Below are 14420 nucleotides of genomic sequence, written 5' to 3' on the forward strand. Positions count from 1 at the left end.
TGCCCGCCCACCTGTGGCGCCGCCGCCGCCATCATCTGCTCGTCCGACTTTGCCGCGCGCCACGGTCTGAACCAGCAGGTCAGCATCATTGCCCAGTCCATGACAACGGACCGGCCGCTGGCCTTCAACGGCGACGACCTGCGCGAAGCCGCGGGCTTCAGCATGGCCAGGGAAGCCGCCAACAAGGTGTACGAAGCCGCGGGCATTGGCCCTCAAGACATCGATGTGGTCGAACTGCACGACTGCTTTGCCCAGAACGAACTCCTGACCTACGAAGCCCTCGGCCTGTGCCCCGAAGGCGGTGCAGAGAAATTTGTGGAAGACGGCAACAACACCTACGGTGGCACGGTCGTGACCAACCCCTCTGGCGGCTTGTTGTCCAAGGGGCACCCCCTGGGCGCCACCGGTCTCGCCCAATGTTTTGAGCTGGTCAGCCAGTTGCGCGGCACAGCCGAGCAACGCCAGGTGGCGGGCGCCCGGCTGGCGCTGCAACACAACATCGGCATCGGCGGTGCGTGCGTCGTCACGCTGTACGAGCGCGCCTGAGCCTGCCCCCCATTCCAACCCATCAACCGCCAGTCAACGAGGGGAACCATGGACTTTCGACCAGACGATGGTTTGTCGGCATTCCGGAACGAGGTGCGCCAGTTTTTGCGCACCCGTCTGCCCGACAAACTCAAGGGCAGCGTGAGCGGTGTGCGGGGCCCCAAAGGGGACTTGCAACACTGGCAGCGCCTGCTCCACGAGCAAGGATGGGGCGGCCCCTCGTGGGCGCTCGAACATGGCGGCACGGGGTGGAACCCGCAACAGCTGTATGTGTTTGACGAGGAGTGCGCCGCCGCAGGCGCCCCGCCTCAAGACATTTTTGGCCAGCGCCTCTTGGGGCCGGTGCTGAACGAGTTTGGCACCGCCGAACAAAAAGCGCAGCACTTGCCGGGTATCTTGAGCGGTGAGCGCCTTTGGTGCCAAGGTTTTTCGGAACCCGATGCGGGGTCCGACCTGGCCTCCATGCGCACGCAAGCCGTGCTCGACGGCGATGCGTATGTGATCAACGGGCAAAAAATCTGGACCAGCTACGCCCACGAGGCCGAGTGGATCTTCCTGCTGGTGCGCACCAACCCATCGGTGAAAAAGCAGGCCGGCATCAGCTTCCTGCTGGTCGACATGAAGACCCCGGGCATCACGGTGAAGCCCATATGGACGATCGACGGCCAACACCACCTGAACGAAACCTTCTTTGACAACGTTCGCGTGCCCGTGGGCAACCGGGTGGGCGAAGATGGCGGGGGTTGGGGCATCACCAAGTTTTTGCTCAACAACGAACACGCCGCCACCGCCGAGCTGCCGGCCTTGCTGCGTTTCATGCGCCAGCTGAAACAACTGGGCCAACGCCAGACCGTGAACGGCACGCCCCTGATTGAGCGGCCCGAGTTTGCGCTGCGTCTCGTTCAGATGGACAGCGAACTCACCGCCTTGTCGATGATGGTGCGGCGCGTGGTCGCGCTGGAAATGGACCACAGCCCACAAGCCCACGTGTTGGGCTCCTTGCTCAAAGTGCGGGCGACCGATCTCCAACAAAGGATGGGCGATTTTCTGGTCGAAGCCTTGGGCGACGACGGCGCGGTGTCTTACATCCACGAACCCGCCGACCAGGATGCAGACGCCCCCGCCCCTTACGAAGCGATGCGCCGCAATGTGGCGTCTGAAATGTTCTTCCGCCGCGCCACGACGATCTACGGTGGAACCAGCGAAGTGCAACGGGGCATCGTGGCCAAGTTGCTCTTTCAATTTTGATCGGGGCCAGAGCACCATGGATTTCAAACTGAATTCGGACCAGGTCATGCTGCAAGACAGCGTGCGCCGGTTCGGCGAGCGTTCGTATGGGTTTGATGCCCGCACCGCCCAACTCCAACAAGGCAAGTTGTTTGCACACTGGCCCACCTTCGCTGACAACGGCTGGCTCGCGGCCGGGATTCCCGAAGCCTGCGGTGGCGTGGGCGGCGATGCGGTCGACGTGGCCCTGATCGCGCAGGAGCTGGGCCGGGTGCTGGCGATGGAGCCTTTTGCCTCGGTGGGCGTGATGCCGGCACAAGTGCTTTTGGCGGGTGGCAGCGAAGCCCAGAAAACGCAGTTTTTGCCACCCCTGGTGGAAGGCAAGCTGCGCATTTCAGTGGCCTACAGCGAACCCTCATCGCGCGGCAACCCTGCGGTGACCACCTTGAAAGCGGTCGCCAACGCCGCTGCTGGGGGCTACGGGCTGAGCGGGCTGAAAACGCTGGTGGTGGGCGGCGCGGATGCCGACCTTTTCCTGGTATCCGCTCAAGTGCCCGACACCACCGGCATCACTCTCTTCCTGGTCAACGCCGATGCGCCAGGCCTCAGCCAACGCCGCCTGCGCTTGCACGACGGCAGCCAGGCCACCGAGGTGGTGTTTGACCAGGTGCAGGTCAGCGACGCGCAGAGGGTGGGCGCGGTCGGCGCGGGCTTGCCCGCGCTGCAACAAGGCTACTGCTGCGCCGTGACCGCCTTGTGTGCAGAGCTGATTGGCGTGATGGAAGCCGCGATCGAGATGACCGCGGAATACCTGAAAACCCGCAAGCAGTTTGGCGTTGCCATCGGCAGCTTCCAGGTGCTGCAGCACCGCATGGTCGATATGGCGGGCGATCTGGAGGTTTCACGCTCCATGCTGCATGCCCTGCTCGACGCCGAAACGAACGCCCCCCTTGATGACCGTCTTCGCATGGTGTCGCAAGCCAAGTCGCTGATCGGGCGCCTGGCCAAAGCCGTGTGTGGCCAGGCCATCCAGTTGCATGGTGGCATTGGTATGACGGAAGAGTATGCCGTCGGCCACTATTTCAAACGCGCTGTGGTCGCCAACATTTTGTTCGGCACCGGTGACCAGCACGATTCCGCCGCCATGGCCGAGCTGCAAGCTTCGGCCACCCTCTCACAGGAAACCCCATGAACATTTACAAAACCATTCCCGACCTGCAGCCCATGGTGGGCGAGGTCGTTGGCGTCAGCGAATGGGCGCTCATTGAGCAAAGCCGCATCAACCAGTTCGCCGATGCCACGGGGGACCACCAATGGATCCATGTGGACGCAGAGCGGGCCAAAACCGGCCCTTTCGGCACCACCATTGCCCACGGTTTTCTGACCCTGAGCTTGTTGCCCACCTTCCTCGCCACCGCCTTCAAGGTGGAAGGCAGTTCGGCTGGCGTCAACTATGGGCTGGACAAGGTGCGCTTCACAGCGCCCGTTCCCGTGGGCAGCAGCCTGCGGGGCAGCTTCAAACTGTTGGCCTGGGACGCCATCAATGGGGGCGGTGCGCAGATGAAGTTCGAGTTGACCGTTGAATGCGACAAGTCCACAAAACCGGCCTGCATCGCCGAATCCATCATCCGGTTCTTCCCCTGATTTTTCCCTATCCTCCAACCGCTTTTACAGAAGACAGCCATGAACATCCGATTTGACAATCAAGTTGCCATCGTCACAGGCGCTGGTGCCGGTTTGGGCCGCCAGCACGCGCTCGCCTTTGCGGCACGCGGCGCCAAAGTGGTGGTCAACGATTTCGGTGCCAACCGCGATGGCTCGGGCGGCTCGTCCGAGGCGGCCCTCGCCGTGGTCGAAGAGATCAAACAAGCGGGTGGCACCGCCATCGCGAACGGCGCCAACGTGGCCGATCTCGCCCAGGTGCAAGCCATGGTGGCCCAAACCCTGGAGGCCTTTGGCCGCATCGACATCCTTGTGAACAACGCCGGCATCTTGCGGGACAAGTCGTTTCACAAGATCGAGATGAGCGACTTCGACGCGGTGTTGGGTGTGCACCTGATGGGTTCCGTGAACTGCTCCAAAGCCGTTTGGGACACGATGCGCGCGCAAAATTACGGCCGCATTGTCATGACCACATCGGCCGCCGGTCTCTACGGCAATTTCGGACAAACCAACTACGGTGCCGCCAAAGCCGCCTTGGTGGGTTTGATGAACGTGTTGCACCAAGAGGGGCAGAAGAACAACATCCGCATCAACACGCTCGCGCCGCTGGCCGCCACCCGCATGACCATGGAGCTGCTGCCCCCGGCGGTGCAAGAAGCGCTGAAACCTGAGCGCGTGACACCCGGCGTGCTGTTTCTGTGCAGTGAAAACGCGCCGTCCAAAACCATTCTCTCGGCGGGCGGTGGCGCCTTCGCGGCGGCCACCATCATGGAAGCGGCGCCTTTCTACATCAAGGACGCCGATTTGACACCCGAGTGCATCGCAGAGAACTTTGCCAAGATTTCCGACTGGAGCACTGCCCAGCCCTATGAAAGCGCCGACCAGGAAATTCAGCGTTTTGTGCAAACGGTGCTCAAGGGATAAAGGCACATTGGGGTGGCCAGGGCGTCTCCACGGGGATGCTGAAGCCACCGCCGCAACGCTGCTCACAAAGGATCCGCACATGAACACATCCGATCCCGTTTACTGGGAGCCCATTGATGGCGGCGTTGCCCGCCTGGTGCTCAACCGGCCCGATCACGGCAACGCGTTGAGCCTTGCTGCCTCCCGGTTCATGGTGGCAGCGATCGATGCTCTGTTGGCGTCGAAGCCGCGCGCCATTTTGATTTCGGCCAAAGGACCCATGTTTTGTGCCGGGGGTGACATTGCCGAGTTCATCGCCGCTGGCTCTCAACTCTCCCAGCTCACCGACGACATTCTGCGGCCTCTCATACCGGCTTACGTGCGATTGGCATCGGCACCGTGCCCCGTGGTCTCGGCCGTCAATGGCGCAGTGGCGGGGGCGGGGATCGGCTTGGCCCTGTGCGCCGATTTTGTGCTCGGAGCATCGTCCATGAAGCTGCGGACTGGGTATGCCGCCATCGGGCTGTCGCCCGATCTCGGCGCGTCCTATTTTCTGGGGCGCCGCGCGGGCACGGTCAAGGCGCAGCAATGGTTCATGTTGAACGAAACGCTGAACGCACAACAATGTCTGGACCACCACGTGGTCGACAAGCTCTGCCCGAATGCCGAGCTGGAAATGGCCGCAACGGAGATGGCTTTGCGCTTGGCAAACCATGCACCCGGTTCCATGAGGAGCATCAAGGCACTGTTCACCGGCTTGCCCAGCCGCGATCTCCAGGCGCACCTCGATTTGGAGCACCATTTCATGAAGCAGTGTGCCGACAGTGCAGAGGCGCGCGAGGGTGTGCAGGCCTTCCTTGAAAAACGCCCAGCGGTCTTTTAACCTGCCGGCCGAACCGCATGTGTTACCCGATGGGTTCGGAGCAGGTTTATGTGGTGGAACAACGTGCAGGCCATCTGGCCGACACCTGAACCCAAGCAAAAAAACGCCCCAGTGATTGCGGGCGTTGCCTCAGTTGACCGACTTGGCTCGAATACCCTGGGCCAGGAAGTCTGTGAATATCTCAGCCACCTCGCTGCTGCTGAGATCGCCGTCGGAGCGAAGCCAGTGAGGAATGGAGCTAACTGCGCCCATGAACCAAAACACCGCCATTTTCGAGTTGCAGGGGGCAATAGAGCCGTCTTGCACACCACCCTCCAGCACCTGGCGGAGTTCCTGGTTGAACTTGCGGCGGCGCAAAATGATCTTTTTTTGGTGCACGGTCGACATGCCCGAGAAGTCTTGCAATATCGCTGGTGCACCCATCTCATCGGTCAACATCGAGATGTAGTTTCGAATGAATGCAGCAATGCGTCCGTAGCCTGTGCTTTCAGCCGCAATCGATTCGCTCAAAACACGGTCGCCCAACTCCATCGCAAGTTCGTGGCATTCGTACACCAACTCCTGCTTGTTCTTGAAATAGTAGTAGAGCGCCGGTTTTGTCACATTGAGGGCTGCGGCAATCTCGTCCAACGAGACGTTTTTATAACCATGCCGGCCAAAGGCACGTGAGGCCTCTGCAATCACCGCCTGCTTTTTAAGCTGGTACTGCTCGTCTGCTCCACCGGCCGCGTTGTTCCATTTCGGCCCCTTCACGGCGCGTTTGACGAGGCTGTTGGGTTTGGTCTTCGGTTTGGCTTGTGCTGCGGTACTCATGGATTCTTCTTTGGCGTGTGTTTGCACCACCGCGCAAACTCAGATGGTGTGAAATGGGCGCAACCCACCCTCACTGGACATGCGCCCCATTCCATCAATCCGCCAAAATGCTGCGGGCAATGATCAACTTCTGAATGTGGCTGGTGCCTTCGTAAATTTTGGTCACCCGAACATCGCGGTAGTAACGCTCCACCGGGAAGTCGTTCACATAACCGTATCCGCCGTGAATTTGAAGCGCATCGGAACACACCTTCTCGGCCATTTCGCTGGCGTAGAGTTTGGCAATGGCCGCTTCTTTTCCGGTGGGCAAGCCCGCATCTGTCAGGCGAGCAGCATACAGCATGTATTGGTGCGCCACCTCGACTTGCATGGTCATTTCAGCGAGGTCAAAACTGACCGCCTGAAGGGCGGTGAGCGGCTTGCCATAGGCCTCGCGGTCTTTGGCATAACGAATGGCCGCTTCCAGCGCAGCACGCGCAATGCCGATCGCAAGCGCCGCAATCGCAATGCGCCCGTCCGACAACAGGGAGAGGGTTTTGGCGTATCCCCGGCCCTCTTCTCCGAGCATGTCGGTGGCGGGCACGCGGAGGTTGTCCAGTTGAATTTGGGCTGTGTGGGCGGTGTGCTGCCCCAGCTTATTTTCAATGCGCAGGCATTGGTAACCCGGGTCCTTCGGATCGGCGATGAAGAGGCTGAAGCGGTTGCGTTCGCTCTTGTCGGCGGTCGCGGCCACCACCAATGCAAAACCGGCTTCGCTCCCATTCGAGATCCACTGCTTGCTGCCGTTGATCACATAGTGATCGCCATCGCGCTTGGCCGAGGTGCGAATGGCGGCGGTATCGGAGCCAGCATGGGGCTCTGACAACAAGAATGCCCCGATGCGCTTGGCGCTGGCCAGGTCGGGCAAGTGGGCGGCCATTTGCGCCTCGGTGCCGAAATTGCGCAGCACATGGGCGGCCGAGTTGTGCACGTGCATCATCGTGGCAAAGCCACCGTCGGCCGCGGCAAACTCTTCGATCGCAAGGCAGTACTCGGTGAACGAAAGTTCAGAACCGCCATGGCTCGCCGGAGCGAGCATGCCCATGAAACCCAATTTCCCGATCTCTTCGATTTCGGCGCGCGGCCACTCGCTCGTGCGGTCGCGCTCGGCGGCCGTGCTGCCCACGATCTCGGTGGCCGCCTTGCGCGCCGACTCTCGAATAATGATTTCCTGCTCACTCAGCAGCGCGTTGGAAACAATGCTCATCAAATACCCCTTAAATCACACAATAGGTAGGCATGGCGGGAATCAACCCAGCCAGCGCTTGCGGCGACGGTAGTGCTTCATGTCTCGGAAGCTCTTGCGTTCGCCGTCCACGGTCAGGCCGAGGTAGAACTCGCGCACGTCTTCGTTGGTTTTGAGACTGCTGGATTCCCCCTCCAGCACAATCCGCCCGCTTTCCATCACATAGCCGTAATCGGCCAATTCCAGAGCGACGCGGGTGTTTTGCTCCACGATCAACAGCGTCAGCCCGCTGTTCTTCAGATCGTTCAAAAGCCCGTAAACCTCTTCAATCATCAACGGCGCCAGCCCAAGCGAAGGCTCGTCGATCATCACCAATTTGGGTCTGGCCATCAGCGCGCGGCCGATCACCAGCATTTGCTGTTCACCGCCCGACAGATACCCGGCGGTGCGCGTTCGCAGATCGGCCAGGCGCTTGACGCGGCTGTAGACCTCGTCGAGCTTTTCTTTGGCCTCGCTGGCCGTTCCCATGTGGCCGCCGACCACCAGGTTTTGCTCAACCGTCATGTGGCGCAACACTTTGCGCCCCTCCATCACGTGGACCAGCCCATGGCGCACGACATCGGTGGGGTTGGCCCCGGTGATGTCCACGCCATTGAATTGGATACTTCCTGCCGTCACGCGACCGTCTTCGGTTTTGATCAGGTTGGAGATCGCCTTGAGCGTGGTGCTTTTGCCAGCGCCGTTGGCACCCAGCAAGGTCACACACTGCCCCGCAGGTACCTTGGCGGTAATACCCTTGACGGCAAGAATGACGTCGCTATACAGGACCTCAACGTTATTCAGTTCAAGCACAGGAAGCTCCGAAAGGTTTCACCTGGGCATTGGTTGCCCAATGCCCAGGCAGGTTTTTGATTACCACTTGTTCAGCGTTGGGGCCGGAACGTTGTGCTCAATTATTTTGTATTTGCCGTTCTCAATGGTTCCAATGTTGACGGAAATGCCCTGGGTGGGGAATGGCGCGTCGGCTTGGAATTTCAAGGTGGGCAAAATACCGAAGCTGCGCTCGGTGGTCAGGGGCGTGGACAGCAAGGCCGTGCGCACATCTTCGCCCGTCACACCCGTGGCGCCTTTGACCGTGATGGCCTGCTCAATCGCCCGAACACCAATCATGGCCTGGCTCATGCCCATGATGCAAGCCGAGCTGTAATTGGCTTTCAAGTTGTACTGGCTGCGCAATTTGTCGAAATAAGCGCGCGTGGGCGTGGCGTCTTCGGTGGCCATGGCCATGCCATACACCTCGTAGCTGCCTTCCAATTGCTTCAGATCGCCCAAAGCCTTGCCGCTGGAGACCAAACCGTTGTGGGCGCTGGTGACGATCGGAATGTCGTTTTTACCCAGGCTTTGCAGCGCGCGGCGCGCCGCCACTACAGATGCCGTGTTGTTGAACACCTGCAACACGGTGGCGCCCTTGCGCACCAGGCGGCCCACCTGTTGGGTCAAATCGGTGGGTTGCGCTTCGGTGTAAATGGTTTCAACCACTTCCATCACGCCCGGGTTGTCTTTGGCAAACTTTTCGACACCTTTGTGGATGTCGACATAAGCCGGTGACACCTCGGAAGAAATCACGCCCACTTTGAGCGGTGCGGTGGAACCGGATTTCTTCTGCATCCACTTGTAGAAAGCCGCGGCTTCGTGGGTGTAGGTGGGGCGGGCGTTGAACACCCAGCTGTCGGGTTTCCAGGCAAAACCGTAACCGGCCGTGGACAGGATCAGGGGCACTTTGTCGTTCGGCAGGCGCTGCTGCAGCGCGGCCGTGTCGGGGCCACCCACGCCAAAAATCACCACCGGATTCAGCTCGGACTTGATGCCGGGCCAAAGGCTGGCGACCTGGGCGACGTCGTAACGTGTGTCGTAGTCCTTGATCTTCAGCGCAACGCCTTGTTTCTTACCAACCTCTTCGCTCCACCAGTCCACCACGCCTTTGCGGCAGCCCGCCCAGTCTTTCATGACGTCGGCATAGGGGCCTGTGAAATCCGCCAAACCGGCGATCTGGTAGGTGGTCTGGGCTTGCGCCATGCCACATGCAGACAATGCGGCCGCCAGGGCACAAAGTCGCGTGAAGGTCGGCAATACGGTGGCGCATTTTTTTGGGTCAATCATCAATGTCTCCTGCATAAAACCGCTTATCGACGAAGCAGCCAACTCCAAGCGTAAAAAGCTGGCCGAGGGAATCACTCAATAGGGGTAAGGCCAAACCCGGTAAGACCGTTTGACAATGTTCCACCGGTGCATCAGGCCACGGGGTTCGAAAATCAGGAAGGCGGCAATGATTCCACCAAGGAAGATATTCATCGCCGCGAAAATGATGTCGCCACCAAGGAATGGGAATTGCTCGACCAACGAGGGGCCAACGCCGGTGATGGTTTCCTGAACCAAGCGAATCACAAACACCCCAATCAAGGCTCCGGTGACCGAGCCCATGCCGCCCACAATGATCATGGCGATGAACCAGATCGAATGGATCATGGTGAATTGGTCAATCGACACGAACCGCACGTAATAGGTCCACAAGCCACCGCCAATGCCGGCATAAAAAGCACCCAGCAGAAATGCCAGGGCCTTGGTGCGCACCACGTTGATGCCCATCATTCCGGAAGCCACGTCATCGTCGCGCACGGCGGTGAAAATGCGGCCGTGGCGGCTGCGGGCCACTCCGTAAGCCCCGGCCACCATGATCAGCGTCACGACGAGGCAGAGGTAATACATGCGGTTATCGGTGTCGATCAGAAACTCAAAAATCTGCGCCGGGTCCACGTTGATGCCGTTCGAGCCGCCCATCCAGCTGCCCGGCAGGTTGAGCACCAGGAAGTGAAACAGGATCTGTGCCGCGATCGTGGTCAAAGCCAGGTAGAAGCCCTTGATGCGCACAGCGGCCAAACCAAAAACCAGTCCGAACAAAGCCGCGCAAGCCCCACCGATGGGCAGCGCCAGCCAAAACGGCAGTTGGCCTTTGGTGGCCAACAGGGCCGTAGCGTAGGCGCCCGCCCCCATGAAGGCGGCCTGACCAATGTTGATCTGCCCGGCCATGCCGGTGTTGATCTGCAGCCCCACCACCACCACACCCGTGATGAGCATGGAGGTCATGACGGCGACCGTGCGCACATCACCGTACAAGGGCAGGGCAAACAAGGCCAGGATGAACAAGCCGAGCGCCACCGCCTGGCTGCGCGTGCGGATCAGGGCCTGATCTTTGGCGAACGACGTCGCAAATACACCAGCGGGATCCATGCTCATACCCTCTCAATGGTTTTCCAGCCGAACATGCCGGTAGGACGGATCAACAACACCATCAACATGATGACGAACGGGAAGACAGAGCCCAGCGCCCCGCCCACCAGGGGATCGAGGTAGGCCGAGGCCAGGCTCTGGATGACGCCCACCAGCACACCGGCCAGCAACAGCCCAGCCAGTGATTCCAGACCGGCCAGCAAGGCCACCGGCAAAGCGGCCAGCCCAATGTCGGAACTCATCAGATTGATCGAACGGCCACTGAGGTGAACCATGGCACCCAGGGTCGAGAGCACGCAACCCAATATCCAGGCAAAGGCGATGGAACGCTGCACCGAGATGCCCATGGACATGGCCACCTGGTGGTCTTCGGCCACGGCGGTCATGGTGAGACCCGCCCGGGTTTTGTTGAAGAACCAGGACAAACCCAGGCCGATCAGAATGGTCATGATGCCGCCGTACAGCATCGACCGGGAGATCACAAGATCGCCAAAAATGAGCGGTTCCAGCGGGAAGATGATGGGAAAGGCCCGCACCTGCGCACCAAACATCACCAGTACCACGCCACGGATCAAGATCAGCAAACCGATGGTGACCATGACCATCGAGAAGACCGACTCGCCCACCAGGCGCGCAAAGAAAATGCGCTCGATCATGAGGCCAAAGATGGCCGACGCAACGAAGGCAATCGGCAGCCCGATCCACATGGGAAGCCCCATCTGGATGATGGTCCACCAGACCATGTAGCCACCAAAAACAACCAGCTCACCCTGAGCGAAGTTGAACACTTTGGAGGCGCGGTAGATCACCACAAAACCCATGGCAATCAGCGCGTACAAGAGACCCGACAACGCGCCGTTGATCAGGTAGCTGAGAAAGTCGATCATTTGTCTCCTTTGCTCCGGAGTGCATCCGTGCGGGCGGGCGGGCATGCATCGGTTTCATGAATGAACACCAAGGCCTCGAAATTGCTGCGTCGGCCATCCTGGTAGGTCACCGGAATGTCGATGCGCACTTCGCGCGAACCGTCGTACAGGCCGTTGATGAGCGGGCCATAACGAACCTCCAGAAATTCGCGCCGCAGCTTTCTCGACCGGGTCAGCTCGCCTTCATCGGGGTCCAACTCCTTGGGGAAGTTGGCAAACCGCCTGACGCGCGCATGCTCCGGCAAGAACTGGTTCACCCTGGCAATTTCCTGGCTCAGCAAGGCCGCGATCTCGGGCCGCTGAGACAGGTCGGTGAAAGTCGAGAAACCAATGCGTTTTTCTTCGGCCCAGCGCGACAACACCGCCATGTCGATGTTGATGAGAGCGGCCACAAAATCCCGCGTCTCGTCACCCACCGTCATGATGTCTTTGATGAAGGGGCTGAAGCGAAGCCGCGTCTCCACAAACTGGGGCGGGAAGGTTTCACCGCTGCGCAAGCGCTTGAGGTCGGACAGGCGCTCCAGGAACACCAGTTCACCGAGCTCGGTCTTGGTCACGGCGTCACCGGTGTGGTACCAACCGTCGATCACTTTCGTCGCCACCGAACCCTCTCGGCGGTAATAGCCGAGAAAGGGACTGCCGCCGCGCACCTGGAGTTCACCGTCGGCGCTCAGGCGCCATTCCAGTGGGGCGCCCGCCTTGGGGTGTGCCTTCATCCAGTGGCCCACCGTTTCGAGGTCGAAGCGCTCGCCCTGGTGGCAGGTCAGCAAACCGGTTTCGGTGGAACCATAAATGTTGCGCAGGGGAATGCCCATGGCGTGGAACATGCGGAACACATCGGGCGCCATGGTTGCGCCGCCACAGCTCGCGCTGCGCAAGCGGGTCAGGCCCAGCAGATCGCGCAGCGGACGCAACACCAAGGCATTGGCCAAAGGGAACATCAAGCGGTCGAGCAGACCAACCGGTTTGCCGTCGAGGCGACCCACGTTCACCGCGTGTCCGATTTTCATGCCCCACTCGTAAACGCCCCGGCGCACCGGTCCGGCGTCCAGCATGTGGGCCTGCACCGACGAGGCCATGCTTTCCCATTGGCGCGGCGCAAACGTCATGGCCTCCACCGCGAGCTCACGGATGTTCTCCAGCACTTGCTCGGGGCCTTCGGGAAAGTTGACCACCATCGGCAGGCCCAAGCCCAGGGTGATGCCACTCATCTGCTCGGTGGCCCACGATGGCGCGATATAGCTCAGGTACTCCATGTCGGGCGTGACATCCATGGCATCGATCATTCGCTGCGCGTTGTCGATCAGGTACCGGTGCGTGAGGATCACACCCTTGGGCTGACCCGTGGTGCCGGAGGTGTACGACAACACCGCCACATCGTCCACGGCGCCCTTGTCCACCAACCGGTCGTACAGGCCCGCATCGGCTTTTTGCACCTGCTGCCCTTGCTGCTGAACGTCTTCAAACGTGGTCAGAATCGGGTCTTTGTACGACCACATGCCCGTGTCGTCCCAATACACAATGTGGCGCAATTTGGGCAGCCGCGCGCGCACATCCAGGCCTTTGTCCACCTGCTCTTGGTCCTGCGCGAAAAGGATCACGGCTTCGCTGTCGTCCAGCAGATAGGCCACCTCTTCCGAGGTCAGGTCGGGGTACATGGAGACGACCTTGCAGCCCAGCGCATGCGCCGCAAACTCGGCCCAGTAATGCTGCGGTTCATTCTCGCCAATGATGGCGATGGTTTCGCCCGCTTTGGCGCCCGCCTGGTGCAGGCCCAGCGCCAGTTCAAGCACGTTGCGCTGCACATCGGCAAAGCTGTATTCGCGCCAGATGCCGCGCTGCTTGTGGCGTTGCGACAAACGGCCGGGTGTCTTCCGGGCGTGTTGGCGCAACAGCTGTGGAAGGGTTGCCATGTCGAGCATCATGGTGTGTCCTCCCCAAGGTAGGCTTTGAGCACGGCCGGGTCGGCCTGGATTTCCTTCGGCGTTCCATCGGCGATCTTGCGGCCGAAGTCGAGCACCGCGATGCGGTCTGCGAGGTCCATCACCACGCCCATGTCGTGCTCCACCAGCACAATCGGGATGTGCTTGGCTTCGCGCACATCGAGAATGAACCGGGCCAAGTCTTCTTTTTCTTCGGAGTTCATGCCGGCCATAGGCTCGTCCATCAACAAAATTTTGGGGTCCTGGGCCAGGGCGCGTCCCAGGTCGACGCGCTTGCGCAGTCCATATCCGAGACTGCCCACCGGCATATGGCGGATGGTTTCGATTTCCAGAAATTCGATGATTTCTTCCACCGCTTCGCGGTGCTGCACTTCCTCGCGCCGGGAAGGGCCAAAATGGAAAAAAGACTGCAAGAGGTTGGTGCGCATGTGCATGTGGCGCCCCACCATCAGGTTCTCGATCACGGTCATGCCCGAGAAGATGTGCGTGCCCTGAAATGTGCGCGCCAAACCCTGGGCCGCGATCTGATGCACAGCCATGTTGCGGATGTCGCGCTCGCCCAGAAAGATGCTGCCTTTCTGGGGCCGGTAAAAGCCGCTCAGGCAGTTCATGAGCGACGATTTGCCTGCGCCGTTGGGGCCGATGATCGCCAGCAGCTCGTTCTTGCGCACATCGATGGAAACCTCGTTCAAGGCCACGATGCCGCCGAATTTCATCAACACATTGCTGGCCGTCAGCACGACATCGTCGCGCTGGGCCTGAGGGGAAGCGCTCATTGCCGCCTCCGCTGTGCATTCATAACCTTGTCCATCGGGCTTCCTTCTTCAGATCCACGCGGGGCGCACCCCATTGCTGCCGACACCTTGCTGCCTTAACGCCGCCCGGGCTTACAGCCGGGCACCCGCATCGAGGCTGATCGTGGTGGCGTTCAAATACGCGTTTTCCACGATGTGGCGCACCGTTGAGCCGAACTCCGCCGCCTGCCCCATGCGTCGCGGGAACAG

Annotated in this window: 13 protein-coding genes and 1 pseudogene; 6 read left to right on the top strand and 8 right to left on the bottom strand. The window is 60.4% G+C overall.

Translation table 11 applies throughout. The features are described from left to right. The 6 genes and pseudogenes from B9Z50_RS17095 to B9Z50_RS17120 all read left to right on the top strand — a co-directional run. Window positions 1–546: pseudogene (locus B9Z50_RS17095) on the top strand (lipid-transfer protein); the annotation flags it as partial. 48 nt (window positions 547–594) lie between these two features. Next, a complete protein-coding gene (locus tag B9Z50_RS17100) occupies window positions 595–1794 on the top strand; it encodes an acyl-CoA dehydrogenase family protein (RefSeq protein ID WP_108365958.1) in 1200 nt (399 codons plus the stop codon). Between the two features lie 16 nt (window positions 1795–1810). Beyond that, window positions 1811–2965, top strand: coding sequence for an acyl-CoA dehydrogenase family protein (locus B9Z50_RS17105; protein WP_108365959.1), 1155 nt, complete (start codon window positions 1811–1813; stop codon window positions 2963–2965). Further along, on the top strand, window positions 2962–3417 hold the full coding sequence (locus B9Z50_RS17110; RefSeq protein WP_108365960.1) for a MaoC family dehydratase: 456 nt from the start codon (window positions 2962–2964) through the stop codon (window positions 3415–3417). Before B9Z50_RS17105 ends, B9Z50_RS17110 begins: the two co-directional genes overlap by 4 nt. A 39-nt stretch (window positions 3418–3456) precedes the next feature. Next, entirely contained in the window at window positions 3457–4359 is a 903-nt protein-coding gene (locus tag B9Z50_RS17115; RefSeq protein WP_108365961.1) for an SDR family NAD(P)-dependent oxidoreductase, read from the top strand. Between the two features lie 79 nt (window positions 4360–4438). Then, complete coding sequence (locus tag B9Z50_RS17120; RefSeq protein WP_108365962.1) at window positions 4439–5221, top strand: enoyl-CoA hydratase/isomerase family protein; 783 nt, start codon at window positions 4439–4441, stop codon at window positions 5219–5221. A 129-nt stretch (window positions 5222–5350) separates the two neighbouring features. Here B9Z50_RS17120 and B9Z50_RS17125 read toward each other — a convergent pair whose 3' ends face one another. The 8 genes from B9Z50_RS17125 to B9Z50_RS17160 all read right to left on the bottom strand — a co-directional run bounded on the left by B9Z50_RS17125 (window position 5351) and on the right by B9Z50_RS17160 (window position 14192). Continuing rightward, window positions 5351–6034: a TetR/AcrR family transcriptional regulator gene (locus B9Z50_RS17125; RefSeq protein ID WP_146183247.1), complete on the bottom strand. Its 684-nt coding sequence runs from the start codon at window positions 6032–6034 to the stop codon at window positions 5351–5353. A 94-nt stretch (window positions 6035–6128) separates the two neighbouring features. Then, the gene (locus B9Z50_RS17130) at window positions 6129–7280 is read right to left on the bottom strand and encodes an acyl-CoA dehydrogenase family protein (protein WP_108365964.1); all 1152 of its coding nucleotides are present in this window, start codon (window positions 7278–7280) and stop codon (window positions 6129–6131) included. Between the two features lie 42 nt (window positions 7281–7322). Beyond that, complete coding sequence (locus tag B9Z50_RS17135) at window positions 7323–8111, bottom strand: ABC transporter ATP-binding protein (protein ID WP_108365965.1); 789 nt, start codon at window positions 8109–8111, stop codon at window positions 7323–7325. 60 nt (window positions 8112–8171) lie between these two features. Beyond that, on the bottom strand, window positions 8172–9419 hold the full coding sequence (locus tag B9Z50_RS17140; protein WP_233249924.1) for an ABC transporter substrate-binding protein: 1248 nt from the start codon (window positions 9417–9419) through the stop codon (window positions 8172–8174). 75 nt (window positions 9420–9494) lie between these two features. Continuing rightward, complete coding sequence (locus B9Z50_RS17145) at window positions 9495–10547, bottom strand: branched-chain amino acid ABC transporter permease (protein WP_108365967.1); 1053 nt, start codon at window positions 10545–10547, stop codon at window positions 9495–9497. Window positions 10548–10549: 2 nt separating this feature from the next. Continuing rightward, window positions 10550–11434, bottom strand: a complete 885-nt coding sequence (locus B9Z50_RS17150; protein ID WP_108365968.1) for a branched-chain amino acid ABC transporter permease — start codon at window positions 11432–11434, stop codon at window positions 10550–10552. Further along, entirely contained in the window at window positions 11431–13398 is a 1968-nt protein-coding gene (locus tag B9Z50_RS17155) for a long-chain fatty acid--CoA ligase (RefSeq protein WP_233249925.1), read from the bottom strand. The genes B9Z50_RS17150 and B9Z50_RS17155 overlap by 4 nt, the downstream gene beginning before the upstream one ends. Next, window positions 13395–14192, bottom strand: a complete 798-nt coding sequence (locus B9Z50_RS17160) for an ABC transporter ATP-binding protein (RefSeq protein ID WP_108365969.1) — start codon at window positions 14190–14192, stop codon at window positions 13395–13397. Before B9Z50_RS17160 ends, B9Z50_RS17155 begins: the two co-directional genes overlap by 4 nt. Between the last annotated feature and the right edge of the window lie 228 nt (window positions 14193–14420).

This window comes from Limnohabitans sp. Bal53, from assembly GCF_003063355.1.
Classification (GTDB): Bacteria; Pseudomonadota; Gammaproteobacteria; order Burkholderiales; family Burkholderiaceae_C; genus Limnohabitans_A.

Excerpts from the sequence above, each read along its gene's own strand:
- B9Z50_RS17130 (WP_108365964.1), bottom strand. The coding sequence starts at position 7,280 with ATGAGCATTGTTTCCAACGCGCTGCTGAGTGAGCAGGAAATCATTATT.
- B9Z50_RS17155 (WP_233249925.1), bottom strand. The coding sequence starts at position 13,398 with ATGATGCTCGACATGGCAACCCTTCCACAGCTGTTGCGCCAACACGCC.
- B9Z50_RS17145 (WP_108365967.1), bottom strand. The coding sequence starts at position 10,547 with ATGGATCCCGCTGGTGTATTTGCGACGTCGTTCGCCAAAGATCAGGCC.
- B9Z50_RS17115 (WP_108365961.1), top strand. The coding sequence starts at position 3,457 with ATGAACATCCGATTTGACAATCAAGTTGCCATCGTCACAGGCGCTGGT.
- B9Z50_RS17100 (WP_108365958.1), top strand. The coding sequence starts at position 595 with ATGGACTTTCGACCAGACGATGGTTTGTCGGCATTCCGGAACGAGGTG.
- B9Z50_RS17120 (WP_108365962.1), top strand. The coding sequence starts at position 4,439 with ATGAACACATCCGATCCCGTTTACTGGGAGCCCATTGATGGCGGCGTT.
- B9Z50_RS17105 (WP_108365959.1), top strand. The coding sequence starts at position 1,811 with ATGGATTTCAAACTGAATTCGGACCAGGTCATGCTGCAAGACAGCGTG.
- B9Z50_RS17125 (WP_146183247.1), bottom strand. The coding sequence starts at position 6,034 with ATGAGTACCGCAGCACAAGCCAAACCGAAGACCAAACCCAACAGCCTC.
- B9Z50_RS17150 (WP_108365968.1), bottom strand. The coding sequence starts at position 11,434 with ATGATCGACTTTCTCAGCTACCTGATCAACGGCGCGTTGTCGGGTCTC.
- B9Z50_RS17110 (WP_108365960.1), top strand. The coding sequence starts at position 2,962 with ATGAACATTTACAAAACCATTCCCGACCTGCAGCCCATGGTGGGCGAG.
- B9Z50_RS17140 (WP_233249924.1), bottom strand. The coding sequence starts at position 9,419 with ATGATTGACCCAAAAAAATGCGCCACCGTATTGCCGACCTTCACGCGA.
- B9Z50_RS17160 (WP_108365969.1), bottom strand. The coding sequence starts at position 14,192 with ATGAGCGCTTCCCCTCAGGCCCAGCGCGACGATGTCGTGCTGACGGCC.